This is a genomic window from Streptococcus danieliae (assembly GCF_025447695.1).
Taxonomy (GTDB): domain Bacteria; phylum Bacillota; class Bacilli; order Lactobacillales; family Streptococcaceae; genus Streptococcus; species Streptococcus danieliae.
Genome location: NZ_JAOBSU010000058.1, coordinates 1 through 11,153, shown reverse-complemented (window position 1 = coordinate 11,153; position 11,153 = coordinate 1). Strand labels below are relative to the sequence as shown.

The window sequence follows — 11,153 nt, the reverse complement described above, 5'->3', positions numbered from 1 at the left end:
TCCTTACAATTCCTTGTCCGATTAATACACACATTCAAACTCTGCTTTGGAGTTTACACAAAATTCTTGACACACCCTCGACAACTTCGTATCAATCGGAATCACCATGTCAGGATTGAAAATCAAAGTGTACTTAGTATCGCTGACATCTTTTCCAGTAATATCTTCAACGACGTAGGTCACATTATCAGATAAGCCGATAAAATGCTTTTTGTAGCCACCCTTATCATCTTCTGCAATAATCTCCAGTTGATTGTCGTCTGTATCAGCGGTGATAGACATCTTTCCTGTCACTTGATACAGCACTTCACCTTTGATGGCATTGATAACTGTAATTTTCCGGACAATGTTAATATCATCTGCTTCTCTCGACACGTTATAAGAAATACGATCTGCTTTACTACAAGCTCCTAAAAGCAAAGTCGTTCCTAAAATACAAACTAATAATTTTTTCATTGATTTTTCTCCTCAATCATCATCTTCATCATCTTCAAACAGTGCGAAGGAACATTCGTAACAAAGTCCCACGAATCCCCCTCCTGGTCCGCAAGCTATCCCTCTAGCTGCAATTTCTTTTTCTTGTTTACAAAAATGACATGGTCCAATCATAAATATTTCGCCCTTTCCAGCACATACTGCGGAACTGTATCCCCAATTCGATAACAGTGAAAATCGTAAGGACTTACAGAAATCCACTTGCCATCTACTAAAAACAGATACTGTCCAAACACGTTGACTTGCTTATCATCAATCTTCATGATCCAGCTCCTCGTATTCTAGAATGCCGACAAATAGAGGTAATGTTTCTAAAGTAGGCGAAATTAAGGTATATCTCAAAACTTCAATCTTGTTTTCTCTAATGAAATCATTTACATTATCCTCAATATCACTCGCTATCATATATACAAAATGCTTAACTCTGTAATTGCTCATTTTTCTCCATCTCCTCAATTAGCCAATCTAAATTTTTACGGGCCTTCTTCAAATCCTCTAGTCCGTTTTTCTTCTGAAAACGAGTAAGATACTTGATTGCGTTACCCCATGACCAGGCTGCCTTACCTTCTAAGTCTCCAATGAAATTATCAATAATTTCAATAGCTTCTAAACCGTACTTGCCTTGATAGTGCTTTGGGTTGTGGATTACGTCTACCATTCCTAGTATTTTGTTTGTGTGACCAACTTGAATAAATGCCCCACAATATTTACACTGCATACTATCTCTCCTTTTTAGTTCTGAAAAACAATGGGGCAGCTGCTACTCCTATCAAGAGAGACTCCAAAGTATCAAACTCTGCACCAAGCTTACTCATAGTGACGTAGTACAGAAATAAAAAACCGAAAGTTCGTAGTAAATTCATTTCACACCTCCACCATTTTAAAATCATAGACAGACGACTTATTCTCATCCATCCATTCCATTGCTTCTTTTCTGGTTTCAAAATACTTCGAGTCCCGATATTCACCTTGAAACCAGTATTCGACTACATAACTCTTTTTTTCTGTCATTTCGCTCCTTCCTCATTTCTAAACTGGTCGAATTCGACCCCTTTTATTCCTAAAAAATCAAGGTGTACCACTGTAACGCTAAAAAACAAAAAATTAAAAAATAATTTTTAGAAATCCCCATTTAATAGGCTTTCTCTATTTATGATATTTTTTTATTATTTTTTCTAAAATAAGTGGTACAGTGGTACAGTAGTATATATAACTCTTATAAACCTTGATTTAAAGCCTTTTTTCAGACTTCTCAAGTGTAACCTTAACCGTACCACTGTAACCCTAAATTTCCCAAAGTGTAACGGATGTACCACTAACTTTCTAGAGTGTCACGGTAATTTTTTTCTCTTGAATCCTCTGACCATCTTTCCACCAAGCCTAAATTGTCCCTTCTCCCACTCAGGATGATTATCCATAATGAGATTGATTTTTCGAGCCAATTTTCGATCGTCCGTCTTTTTATAGAAAATGTTGAACATCATCTCACGAGTAGAAATTTTGTCCAAAGGAACCTCTCCTGGCTCCCAATGTTCATCAGATTTGTCATTTGAAAACCATCGCTGAGTATAGCGGTGCTGTTTTTGTCTAGGCCAAGATTCCCAGGCCGTAGGAACCGGCATGTCTAAGTATTCCAAAATCTGCAATTCGACTTCATCTCGATACATAAATTTCTCCCGATAAGTATTCAACTCTGCTTCGGTTTCGTCATCAAACATCAAATCCACTCCGGATTTGTAAATCGTAACGGCTTCTCCCCAGATTTGCTCAATCGTATCGGGCTCAATCTCCATCGGGTGCTTCTTCTGCCTGCCACCATCAGCCATCACAGGTAGGAAGCGGCGTTCTCCGGTCTTATCCTTCAAATACTCTTTTTGGTTTGTTGTTCGAGCCAGGACAAAGTTTTTGGCAAACTCTTCCGTCCTTTTCATGTAAGGCTTTCGGTAGCGAAGACTAGTTTTTGAAATAAAAGCTTTCGTCTCTGCGAAGGTCATTCGATTCGTTGCCACCATCTCATCATCATTGACAATCAAGGATTTCAACATGATGTCGTAATTATCCTTATTGGCAAAATCGGTAACTGAATCGGTATACCAGGCACCACCTAGCTTTTGAAGCAAGGAGGTCTTACCGACTCCTTGCCCTCCCACTAGGTCCAAGACATAATCAAACTTGATATAGGGATCGTAGACCTTGGCAACTGCACCGACAAGCCACATTTGCGCAATCTTTGAGATAAGCGGGTTATCTTCAGCTCCAAGGTAGACTTGCAACATCCGCTCAATTCTATTTTTTCCATCCCAATTTTCAGCAGCGGTCTCCATATACTCCAAAACAGGATTATAGGAGCGCTCCGAGAAAAACGTTTCCATACCATCAAGCATAGCCTGATTAGAAAAAACAACACCTAGGACTCTTTCAAAATAGACCTTAATGACGGAGTCAAAATTAGCAGGCAGCTCCCCTTTTTTGAATAAAGTATTGCCTATCTTGATTTCCTTGATGAGTTCATGTTCTTGGGAAAAATCATTGTGCTTTAGATAGATACTCAGTTGGTCATCAGCCTTAAAGGACATCAGCACATTACTAGGACTATTCGCCTTAATATCCCCTTTTGCAGTCAGTATCATTTTGGGTTGCGAATCAATACTTACAACGTCACCAATAACCTTCACCTCCTATCTTTCTTGATCATGCTCTCAACTGTCCGCTCTAGCTCTTTCTCTGATAGAGGATTCGAGCTATTAGCATTAGCCAATCTTGCCAGCTGTAAGACAAGTTCATCGCCAACCGCTCGATACAACAAACCGCCCACAAAGCTGGCCAACTTATCATTTCGACCACCCTCGTCGCCAAAACCAAGAGCTATAGTCTCAAATAGTTCAGTCGTCATAGTCTTATCCCGTTGATAAGAACGCCTTTTCAAGTCTCTTAGACCATCTTGACCATCAAAACGGTAACCATTAGTCTTTCCGTACTGACGCTTGATAGCCTGGATCAACTCCTTGGAAGGTGTTACGATTGTCCCACCCTCCTTGGACTTTTCCAGATCCCACTCGTACTGACCTTTCTCAGTCGCAGACGGTGCTACCAATACATAGTTATTCTCATGGGCCTTAATATCTACTCCTGGAAGAAAACCAATCATTTGACTGATTGGACTATCTTCACGTTTGAAGTAGAAAAGGTGTTTTCCTCCAGATGCTGTTTTGGCCTGGAGTGTCGGCTCAATCAGATCCAAATCTTTCCATTTTTTTAAAGATTCAAAACCATCAGATTTGCCATGACGGTCAATATCAATCACAAAGAAATTGGTTGTTCTAATCGCTATATTAGCATTGGGGTAACCATTCCAAAAAGCTTCAATCTCCTCTGCCGTCATGGCTGCCTTATCCGCAAACTCAATCAACGGACGCTTGTTTTTAGGGCTAATGGGAATGACTGAGAATCCCAATTTTTGATACTGCAAGGCGTAATCCTTCATTGAATTCATAATTTATCACTCCAACTCGCCACATAAACTAACTCTTGACTCCAACCATCAGCATAATATTCTGACTCACTGACCTTGAGGTGGTCCTTCAACATAAAATCAAAGGCCGCCTCGTAACTCGCAAATGGTCCAAAAGTCCTGTCTGTTGTATCAACAACCGCCCACTGATTTAGAAAGGGAGGTCATCATCATCAATTTCTCCTGGCTGCACAGGTTGGTACTCATCCTCTAACAAATCATAGCTGCGATAGGTTTTGTCACCCTTGCCTTGTGTGACCTCAACAACCAGATTGTAATAGGTTCCAACCGCTTTCCGTTGTAGGGCTTCCTCCATGGTTTTTCCATCTTCAAAATCCTTCTTATAAGCCTCATCATTAGCTAAGGCAATAGCCTTTTGGAAAAATTTAACCGTCCGCTCAACAGCCCAGCTCAAGCTCTTACCGTTCCATTCTTCTAGAGTTCCAAAACGAACAAACTCGGACCGACCACTGTATTCACCATCGCGGATTTCAAATTGATAGCCTAGGCTCTCCCAGCCTTTTTCAGAAATATCAAAAGTAGCTTTTTTCAAAACTACCGGATAAGTACCCGCTGGAATCGGTGCTGGACCATTTGCACTGTCTTTCCGAGGGTCAAAACCTTCTTTTTTAATTGCATTAGCGATATCTAGTAAGCTCATTTATTTTTCTCCTTTATTCTTAAAATAGTTCATCATCAGAGGTTGTTTCTTTAGCAGCTACCTCTTTAGCTTTACGGCCTGTCTTAGCGACTTCATCCTTCCGTTGGGCATTTCCCTTAGCTGGTTCTACAGCGCCCCGAATAGTCGCCAAGATTTTTAAAATAGCCTTATCATCAACCTGGTCCGCATAGTAAGTTTTACGCTTACGGTCAACTTCACGATTATAATTATTCCCTAGCTTTTCGACATGGATCATCAAATCAGAATTTCCGTTGATAAGATTGACATACTTGTCTTTTAAACTTGGCTTATCTTTGGTCGCATTTCCGTTGTCATCGTATTCGGATACCTGCCGACTGATGTAGATGACATTCATCGGTAGAGCCTTTAAATCAATTACAAGCTCTGTGATAGCCTGATTAAAGAAATCATAGCCTTTACCATAGGGAATCTCAGATAATGATTTAAGCCGTGGTTTGCCAGCTGGGGTCAATTCATCACACACTGCAATCTTAATCATCTCAATCACATCATCAATAACATCAATGACAACTGTTTCATATGAATGCTTTTGCGTTTGCAGGGCCAATAAAATTTCACCGAGTTGCTTAATAACTGAATTCGTGATCCGCCCCTGCTCATTCTTTTCATTCACTAACTGAATACTTGGTACGCTATTAGCTTCTGCATTTCCATCCGTATTCAAGACGAGTGGATTGGGAAATTCATTGGCTAGGTAAGACTTACCGCTCATGGTCTCGCCATAAATGAAGTAATTCCGTGGTGTATCTTTCGGAATTTGTGGTTTGTTTTCGGGTAGTTTAAACATTTAATTCTCCTTGTTTTGATATACTAGGCCTATCAATTTGGAAAGGAAATAGACCTTTGACTTTTAAAGAGTATTTGCAAAAATTGGATAAATACGAGATCTACGATGATGGACAAGACTTTGATTTTCCTGTTATTTTCGCCAAAGAAATCTTGAAATACGCCCATGACGTAGAATTGGAAACCAAGGATGGGTTCTTTAAATACTTAAAAATCACCAATTATGAACCCTGGTTCATTGCGCTTGCTCGCTCAGTTTATCGAGATTATGAGAAATCATTGAAAGATGCTCTTTGATAGACAGCGTTCGTCTTTGAAAAGGTGGCCTAAAACGTTCACCACCATTTTTGGCTACTTGGATAACTTTTTCCAAGTGGTCTTTTTCTCTTTCTAAAGCTAGAATTTCCAAGACATTACTCCTCCTTGTAATAAAATTCAATGACATTTACATCGTGTTGCTGACGACTTCCTGTTATCCGCCATAATAATTGACGGTAGTCGTCATATTCTCCAGAAGATTCATCTACTGGATCAAGCACTACGATAGTCTGATATTTGTGCTGCAATCCATCCACTCCCACCCCTAGCACTTGCTTAGTTGCGACAACAACCTTGTTATCCAAGCCCTCCTGGATGTCCCCTGTCCAGATTCCAATTTCTGGATGGCGTTCCCGGACGACATTGACAATCTGTTTAGAGTTGCTGACAATGAGCATGCCGTGTGGTGCCCGCTCAATCAGACCATCTAGCTTGAGCATAAGTGGAGTATCTGCATTGATGGCTTTCAATTTTGGGAAAGCCACTCTGACACCCGCTTGATTCAAATATCGCTCAAAGGTTTTACGTCCAAAGGACTGCTTAGCCATGGCCGTAGCTCCGTCAATGGTCACCAGGTTCAGGCTTCGAAATTCTGCTAGCAATTCAGGGTTCCCAGCTGGAACTGTGACCGGGTAAAACTTAGTCTCAAAGCCATTGTTCTCAACAGCATTTTCAATCTCCTCAATCTCTTCCCATCGAAAAAAATTAGGAAGATTAGAAATATAGGCTTCATAGTCCCTAAAGTCTTCCCACTTCTCCTTAGAATAGGTAAAGGCGTCATAAACCATCTTGCCGTGGACTTTCTGCCAATCGAACTTGCGATTAGGCGTGGCCCATCCAAAAATCGTTTTTTCAAGCGGATAGAAGTTCTGGCCTTTTTTCCGGATAGGGGTTGCAGAAAGACCGACTGTATAAGAACGCTTAATTTTGGCATAGGCTGTGACATTCTTCTCAGAAGACATATTCTGCCATTCATCAATGATTAGGACATCATAGGTCAATTTGCCTTTCTTGACCTTATTTTGTAGACTTCTGTCTGTTAAAAAGGTGAAATTTATTTCTTGGTCATAACCTAACTTAGTAACCGTCTCTTTCCACCCATCAAGGATAGAGAGACGGTTGTTGACGATTAGCACCTTCTTGGCTTTCTTATGCTTACAAATCTCAAGCGCACAGATTGTCTTACCACGGCCCCCAAGAGCCTCTAAAAAAATCCCATTGGTCAGGCGGTCTGTTCGCCTAATTGCTTCAGCTTGCCATTTTCTGAGTTCTAACGCGATACTCTCTCACCGCCTTCCCGATGTCTTGAATAACTTCTTCCATGTCGTTGCGCATGGCCCAGAAGAGTCCAAGCCTTGCGGCAGCCCTAACATCTTGGTGGTGGCTCTTTTCGAACTTCCACAGCCCCAGAACCTTCAGTAAATTATTGGGAATATCTGACTGATAGCCAGCATTCCGCTGTAAAATAGCCTCCGGATAGCGAAGTTGAATAGCAGCGATGGTTTCCAGAACCGAGTTATCTTTTGAATGGTCATTGTCTCTAGCCTCAAACTTCTCAATGACTACAACATCACAATCAAGGTCACAACCAATCGCTTGAAACCAGCTCCAAAAACCCTCAGTCCCGTATTCTACTACCCAGCTATCAACCAGGCGGGCATTTTCCAATAAGACAATTCCTGTTGTCGATGTCTTGATTTTGTTACTGCTTGGATCAATCGCTAAAATTCGCATTATCGAATCCTCAAACTTCTATTTTCTTGTAGACTTGCACCTTTGATTTTCTTCCCTTCCTTAAGCAGGTCATAGAGTCCCTTCTTATCAGGAATTTCTGTCACTTTCTTATTCCAGTATTTCTTTGGTAGCTTATCCTCTTCGATGATGACGCTATCCTTAGTTTTTTGTAGAGATAAATTAAAGAGTTCCCCGTCAATCTTGGTCAAACCGGTCAGTTCCATGGCTGTTTGAAGATTAGTTTTTAGCAGTTTAATCTTGTTATCAACTGCCTTTTCCTTAGCAGCAAAGCGCTCTTTTTCTACCTTATAACTAGCTTTATCCGCCTCCAGATTTCGAATAACCTTGGCGTATCCTTCCGCCTTATCTTCCAAATCTTCAATCAATCCCATAGACTCAATCGTGTCGAGCTTGGTATCTTCATCGATGTCCATTTGGTAAATATTCAGGAACTGCCCTGTTAAATCATATAAAGTCGCCATTATCTAGTCACCTCTTTCATCAGTTTATTTGCTTCTTTAATTAATAGGCGCATGGTATTGCTATCAGTTTCCTTTTCTGCTGCTCTCGTCAGCATATCAACCCACTCTCGCCTATTATCATTTTTCCAATCCAACAAATCAACGAGAGCTTCATTTTTTACCTGATAGGGTGAATAATCTAAACCTCCATCTTCCGAACGGATACATAGACCCGCTTTGATATCCCTATTGACTACATTTCGGACTGTCCCATTCTTTACATCCAGAGCTTCTTCTACCTCTTTGTAGCTAGCATCGGGATGTCCCTTATAATACTCTCGGATACGCTCTGATTGTGTCATTATTTCTCCTCCTAATTCACAAACTCTTCTTTTCTAGTTGCCTGGTTAATATCCACGCGCCGCCCAGTCTTGTAATCAATGAAGCCAACTGGACGTTCACGAACTTCTGAAACTTTAATCTGAGTTTTTTTCTTTCGCAGATTTAGCGCAAGAAATGCAATAGCTGCAATATTAACCATTAGTGAAATTGTTGTAATCATGTTTGTCTCCTTTTTCTATATTAGGGCACCTCTAAAAACCCCAGTTTTTCTTCAAATTTAATCACTCAAACCTTGATAAATCAACATTTAGATTTTCAGAAATTTAGTTTTTAGAGGTGCCCATTAGTTCCCAATTCTTCTTCATCCATTCCACGACTGCATCTCTCGGAAAGCGAACATGGGAACCTTTACCTTTGTCAATCTTTGGAAAACCAGGAATGGAAATTATTTCTTGGAAACGTTCATAGTTACTAACACCAAGCAACTTCTTACATTGCTCACTGTTTAAAATCAAAGGTAGAGCAAGTTCAATGTTGAAGGTTTCAAAGACTTCTGCGATTGCCACCTTTAACTTCGAAATAAACCGTTTTATTAAACTATCTGCTATATCGTCCATAAAAACTCCTTTCTGTGGTATACTTAAAGTGATTTATTTTAGTTAGCCCCTGACGAATTGCCGTTTGTTGGGGCTTTTTTTCATTAGCGGGTAACATTATCCATACTCCCCTAGCGTAATATAATGATTTTGAGTAGAAAGCGTTCATTATTTTTACTCAAAAATTCACGGAAAGGAGGAAAAATTATGCCTTATTACTGGTACAACGACAAAACCGATTCGCATGGAAATCATGAAGTTCATAGATCAAATTGTAAATACATGCCTAATCTTCATAATGCTTCATACATTGGGGAGTTCACCTATGACTTTCAAGCAATGCAGAATGCTAGAAAATTATCTTGGAAAAAATTTGATGGTTGTTTTTTCTGCATGCCTACAGAACATCATGGTTGATTTTTTAGGGTTGCGCTGAGCAACTCTTTTTTGCATGATCCAGATTCATACGACGAACTTTTCTGTACTCTTCAACCGAATTATATTTTAGTACCTGTAGAAAGAAGTTACGTTCATCATCAATCATCTTTCTCAAGAAGCGGCACTCAGATCGTAAGGCTTCATTCTCCACCTCTAACCTTTCAACTGTGTTCTTTAAAGATTGGTTGGTTTTATTTTTAAACATTTATCCCACCTCCTAATCAGAGAATTTATACGTTTCTTCAACTTCCATTTGTTCAAAAACACGATAATAATCACTTACTGCAATAGTCAGCGTCACTTGTCCATTCTCCTTATCAAAGACAACAGAGTCTTTTAGCACAAAAGGCACTCGGTAATCATTGATAAATAAAGCATTATCGTACTCTGTGATGATATTAATCATGACTTCTCTCCCTTCTGATTCAAGTCATTAAACCTTGATTATCTTGTAAAACCTGATGAAGAATAATGGAAAAGCGATTGACCATATCCTCATCTTGTTCTGGATATCCAGCTTCGTGCAAGACGGCATGTGTTAACTCATGGATTAGCACTTGCCTTTTCTTTTGTTCTGACAACGATTCTCTAATGTAGATTGTTTGACTTTCATGGTCGCAATATCCCCAGAGATTCCTATCATCATCTCCCGCTTTAAAATACTCAGTCACAACGACTGTATAAGTCAGACCACAAACTTTAATGGTTTTCTTGTTCAATGCCATTCTCCATCACTACCTCTCTATATCCCTTTCCTAATTTTTCCGAGAGCCAGAACCGTCTCCCAAACATCCAAGCCTTCTAGGCTATCAATCATCAGTTGACTTAACTGATGATTTTTCCTTTCCCAATTATGAATTAGTTTTTCTGTCATTACTTACCTCTTTTCCTTTTGCCTACCTCCTCTCCAGTGCTATAATCGAGTTATCAAGATAGAAAGGAGGGGAAAGTTATGGATAAATTAACAAATGAACAGAGAGCGCATGATTCAGCTCTCTTAGCCACAAAAATCGAAGCGTCGAATATTCGTTCTGGTAAATACGATAAACAAAACCCCTTTGATATATACGCTATCTATCGAAATGCCTATTCAGCAGCGCTAAAGGCTATAAATAACGATTTTTGATTATTTCCCCGACTTTTTTCGAGTCTATTGTAATTGCAACAGACTCTCTGTTCAGTTCGGTAGATAAAACACCTGCATTATCTAGGAAATCGCCTAAAACTAAGTACCCTTTTGCAAGTTCGCACCTTGCAAGGGGGTCTTTTTCGTTTTCATAGGCTTCTTCAATATCCCTGAACATTTTTTGGATGTTCGATAAAAAAATCAAAGTTTGGTTTTCCATCATCCTACGCCTCCTTTATGACTAGACACCACTTTTTAAATCTACGAAATTTTCGTATTTTTTACCTAAAAAAATATCATCAAATTTAACATTAAAAAATGTCAAATACTTTTTCAATAGCTGATAGCCGATATCAGAACTATCTTTTTCCAATCGTGCGATAGTTTGACTAGACACTCCAAATTTTTCAGCAAGTTCACTCTGAGTTAAACCTCGATTTATACGCATAGCTTCTAGTGTCCACTGCATCACCGCCACCTCCCTTCCTATAAAATTTTATTCGCCCTGTTGGGCAACAGCCAGCCGTGGAATCGAACCACGGAAAAGACCAATTCTGGCTTATGGTTTTGGTATAATTAAAGAAAAACGATTGGAGAATGAGATATGAGACTTTATAGATTGCCAAACGCAAACGAATGGTTT

General features: G+C 39.7%; 22 protein-coding genes. 2 read left to right on the top strand and 20 right to left on the bottom strand.

Annotated elements, in window-relative coordinates:
• Nucleotides 1-21: 21 nt before the first annotated feature.
• The 8 genes from N4310_RS05325 to N4310_RS05290 all read right to left on the bottom strand — a co-directional run bounded on the left by N4310_RS05325 (nt 22) and on the right by N4310_RS05290 (nt 5,496).
• Nucleotides 22-456, bottom strand: a complete 435-nt coding sequence (locus N4310_RS05325; RefSeq protein WP_262092362.1) for a beta-sandwich lipoprotein — start codon at nt 454-456, stop codon at nt 22-24.
• Nucleotides 457-605: 149 nt separating this feature from the next.
• On the bottom strand, nt 606-758 hold the full coding sequence (locus tag N4310_RS05320) for a hypothetical protein (protein WP_262092361.1): 153 nt from the start codon (nt 756-758) through the stop codon (nt 606-608).
• A 155-nt stretch (nt 759-913) separates the two neighbouring features.
• Nucleotides 914-1,153: a DUF3310 domain-containing protein gene (locus N4310_RS05315; RefSeq protein ID WP_262092364.1), complete on the bottom strand. Its 240-nt coding sequence runs from the start codon at nt 1,151-1,153 to the stop codon at nt 914-916.
• Between the two features lie 206 nt (nt 1,154-1,359).
• On the bottom strand, nt 1,360-1,506 hold the full coding sequence (locus N4310_RS05310; RefSeq protein WP_262092360.1) for a hypothetical protein: 147 nt from the start codon (nt 1,504-1,506) through the stop codon (nt 1,360-1,362).
• A gap of 320 nt (nt 1,507-1,826) precedes the next feature.
• Nucleotides 1,827-3,125: a virulence-associated E family protein gene (locus N4310_RS05305; RefSeq protein WP_338092441.1), complete on the bottom strand. Its 1,299-nt coding sequence runs from the start codon at nt 3,123-3,125 to the stop codon at nt 1,827-1,829.
• 41 nt (nt 3,126-3,166) lie between these two features.
• On the bottom strand, nt 3,167-3,988 hold the full coding sequence (locus N4310_RS05300; protein WP_262092358.1) for a bifunctional DNA primase/polymerase: 822 nt from the start codon (nt 3,986-3,988) through the stop codon (nt 3,167-3,169).
• A 169-nt stretch (nt 3,989-4,157) separates the two neighbouring features.
• Nucleotides 4,158-4,667: a hypothetical protein gene (locus tag N4310_RS05295; protein WP_262092357.1), complete on the bottom strand. Its 510-nt coding sequence runs from the start codon at nt 4,665-4,667 to the stop codon at nt 4,158-4,160.
• Between the two features lie 19 nt (nt 4,668-4,686).
• The gene (locus tag N4310_RS05290; RefSeq protein WP_262092356.1) at nt 4,687-5,496 is read right to left on the bottom strand and encodes an ATP-binding protein; all 810 of its coding nucleotides are present in this window, start codon (nt 5,494-5,496) and stop codon (nt 4,687-4,689) included.
• A gap of 56 nt (nt 5,497-5,552) precedes the next feature.
• Here N4310_RS05290 and N4310_RS05285 point away from each other — a divergent pair, with 56 nt between their 5' ends.
• A complete protein-coding gene (locus N4310_RS05285) occupies nt 5,553-5,792 on the top strand; it encodes a hypothetical protein (RefSeq protein ID WP_262092355.1) in 240 nt (79 codons plus the stop codon).
• A gap of 116 nt (nt 5,793-5,908) precedes the next feature.
• On the opposite strand, the gene N4310_RS05280 is transcribed toward N4310_RS05285, so the two are convergent.
• The 10 genes from N4310_RS05280 to N4310_RS05235 all read right to left on the bottom strand — a co-directional run bounded on the left by N4310_RS05280 (nt 5,909) and on the right by N4310_RS05235 (nt 10,258).
• Complete coding sequence (locus tag N4310_RS05280; protein ID WP_262092363.1) at nt 5,909-7,093, bottom strand: DEAD/DEAH box helicase family protein; 1,185 nt, start codon at nt 7,091-7,093, stop codon at nt 5,909-5,911.
• Nucleotides 7,062-7,547, bottom strand: coding sequence for a hypothetical protein (locus N4310_RS05275; protein WP_262092354.1), 486 nt, complete (start codon nt 7,545-7,547; stop codon nt 7,062-7,064). Before N4310_RS05275 ends, N4310_RS05280 begins: the two co-directional genes overlap by 32 nt.
• A complete protein-coding gene (locus tag N4310_RS05270; protein ID WP_262092353.1) occupies nt 7,547-8,029 on the bottom strand; it encodes a siphovirus Gp157 family protein in 483 nt (160 codons plus the stop codon). The genes N4310_RS05275 and N4310_RS05270 overlap by 1 nt, the downstream gene beginning before the upstream one ends.
• On the bottom strand, nt 8,029-8,370 hold the full coding sequence (locus N4310_RS05265) for a hypothetical protein (RefSeq protein WP_262092352.1): 342 nt from the start codon (nt 8,368-8,370) through the stop codon (nt 8,029-8,031). The genes N4310_RS05270 and N4310_RS05265 overlap by 1 nt, the downstream gene beginning before the upstream one ends.
• Nucleotides 8,371-8,381: 11 nt before the next feature.
• Nucleotides 8,382-8,570, bottom strand: a complete 189-nt coding sequence (locus N4310_RS05260) for a hypothetical protein (RefSeq protein WP_262092351.1) — start codon at nt 8,568-8,570, stop codon at nt 8,382-8,384.
• 103 nt (nt 8,571-8,673) lie between these two features.
• Nucleotides 8,674-8,967, bottom strand: a complete 294-nt coding sequence (locus N4310_RS05255; RefSeq protein ID WP_262092350.1) for a DNA-binding protein — start codon at nt 8,965-8,967, stop codon at nt 8,674-8,676.
• 400 nt (nt 8,968-9,367) lie between these two features.
• The gene (locus N4310_RS05250) at nt 9,368-9,589 is read right to left on the bottom strand and encodes a hypothetical protein (protein ID WP_262092349.1); all 222 of its coding nucleotides are present in this window, start codon (nt 9,587-9,589) and stop codon (nt 9,368-9,370) included.
• Nucleotides 9,590-9,601: 12 nt separating this feature from the next.
• On the bottom strand, nt 9,602-9,790 hold the full coding sequence (locus N4310_RS05245; RefSeq protein ID WP_160332030.1) for a hypothetical protein: 189 nt from the start codon (nt 9,788-9,790) through the stop codon (nt 9,602-9,604).
• A gap of 19 nt (nt 9,791-9,809) precedes the next feature.
• Nucleotides 9,810-10,103, bottom strand: coding sequence for an ImmA/IrrE family metallo-endopeptidase (locus N4310_RS05240; protein ID WP_262092348.1), 294 nt, complete (start codon nt 10,101-10,103; stop codon nt 9,810-9,812).
• 23 nt (nt 10,104-10,126) lie between these two features.
• Nucleotides 10,127-10,258 (bottom strand): hypothetical protein, encoded by a 132-nt coding sequence (locus N4310_RS05235; RefSeq protein ID WP_262092347.1) that lies wholly within the window; start codon nt 10,256-10,258, stop codon nt 10,127-10,129.
• A gap of 78 nt (nt 10,259-10,336) precedes the next feature.
• Between N4310_RS05235 and N4310_RS05230 the strand changes: the two genes are divergently transcribed.
• Complete coding sequence (locus tag N4310_RS05230) at nt 10,337-10,510, top strand: hypothetical protein (RefSeq protein WP_262092346.1); 174 nt, start codon at nt 10,337-10,339, stop codon at nt 10,508-10,510.
• Here N4310_RS05230 and N4310_RS05225 read toward each other — a convergent pair.
• Entirely contained in the window at nt 10,491-10,733 is a 243-nt protein-coding gene (locus N4310_RS05225) for a hypothetical protein (RefSeq protein WP_262092345.1), read from the bottom strand. The genes N4310_RS05230 and N4310_RS05225 overlap by 20 nt on opposite strands.
• Nucleotides 10,734-10,751: 18 nt before the next feature.
• A complete protein-coding gene (locus N4310_RS05220) occupies nt 10,752-10,979 on the bottom strand; it encodes a helix-turn-helix transcriptional regulator (protein ID WP_262092344.1) in 228 nt (75 codons plus the stop codon).
• Nucleotides 10,980-11,153 lie beyond the last annotated feature (174 nt).

Excerpts from the sequence above, each read along its gene's own strand:
- N4310_RS05325 (WP_262092362.1), bottom strand. The coding sequence starts at position 456 with ATGAAAAAATTATTAGTTTGTATTTTAGGAACGACTTTGCTTTTAGGA.
- N4310_RS05320 (WP_262092361.1), bottom strand. The coding sequence starts at position 758 with ATGAAGATTGATGATAAGCAAGTCAACGTGTTTGGACAGTATCTGTTT.
- N4310_RS05315 (WP_262092364.1), bottom strand. The coding sequence starts at position 1,153 with ATGGTAGACGTAATCCACAACCCAAAGCACTATCAAGGCAAGTACGGT.
- N4310_RS05310 (WP_262092360.1), bottom strand. The coding sequence starts at position 1,506 with ATGACAGAAAAAAAGAGTTATGTAGTCGAATACTGGTTTCAAGGTGAA.
- N4310_RS05305 (WP_338092441.1), bottom strand. The coding sequence starts at position 3,125 with ATGATACTGACTGCAAAAGGGGATATTAAGGCGAATAGTCCTAGTAAT.
- N4310_RS05300 (WP_262092358.1), bottom strand. The coding sequence starts at position 3,988 with ATGAATTCAATGAAGGATTACGCCTTGCAGTATCAAAAATTGGGATTC.
- N4310_RS05295 (WP_262092357.1), bottom strand. The coding sequence starts at position 4,667 with ATGAGCTTACTAGATATCGCTAATGCAATTAAAAAAGAAGGTTTTGAC.
- N4310_RS05290 (WP_262092356.1), bottom strand. The coding sequence starts at position 5,496 with ATGTTTAAACTACCCGAAAACAAACCACAAATTCCGAAAGATACACCA.
- N4310_RS05275 (WP_262092354.1), bottom strand. The coding sequence starts at position 7,547 with ATGCGAATTTTAGCGATTGATCCAAGCAGTAACAAAATCAAGACATCG.
- N4310_RS05270 (WP_262092353.1), bottom strand. The coding sequence starts at position 8,029 with ATGGCGACTTTATATGATTTAACAGGGCAGTTCCTGAATATTTACCAA.
- N4310_RS05265 (WP_262092352.1), bottom strand. The coding sequence starts at position 8,370 with ATGACACAATCAGAGCGTATCCGAGAGTATTATAAGGGACATCCCGAT.
- N4310_RS05260 (WP_262092351.1), bottom strand. The coding sequence starts at position 8,570 with ATGATTACAACAATTTCACTAATGGTTAATATTGCAGCTATTGCATTT.
- N4310_RS05255 (WP_262092350.1), bottom strand. The coding sequence starts at position 8,967 with ATGGACGATATAGCAGATAGTTTAATAAAACGGTTTATTTCGAAGTTA.
- N4310_RS05250 (WP_262092349.1), bottom strand. The coding sequence starts at position 9,589 with ATGTTTAAAAATAAAACCAACCAATCTTTAAAGAACACAGTTGAAAGG.
- N4310_RS05245 (WP_160332030.1), bottom strand. The coding sequence starts at position 9,790 with ATGATTAATATCATCACAGAGTACGATAATGCTTTATTTATCAATGAT.
- N4310_RS05235 (WP_262092347.1), bottom strand. The coding sequence starts at position 10,258 with ATGACAGAAAAACTAATTCATAATTGGGAAAGGAAAAATCATCAGTTA.
- N4310_RS05230 (WP_262092346.1), top strand. The coding sequence starts at position 10,337 with ATGGATAAATTAACAAATGAACAGAGAGCGCATGATTCAGCTCTCTTA.
- N4310_RS05225 (WP_262092345.1), bottom strand. The coding sequence starts at position 10,733 with ATGATGGAAAACCAAACTTTGATTTTTTTATCGAACATCCAAAAAATG.
- N4310_RS05220 (WP_262092344.1), bottom strand. The coding sequence starts at position 10,979 with ATGCAGTGGACACTAGAAGCTATGCGTATAAATCGAGGTTTAACTCAG.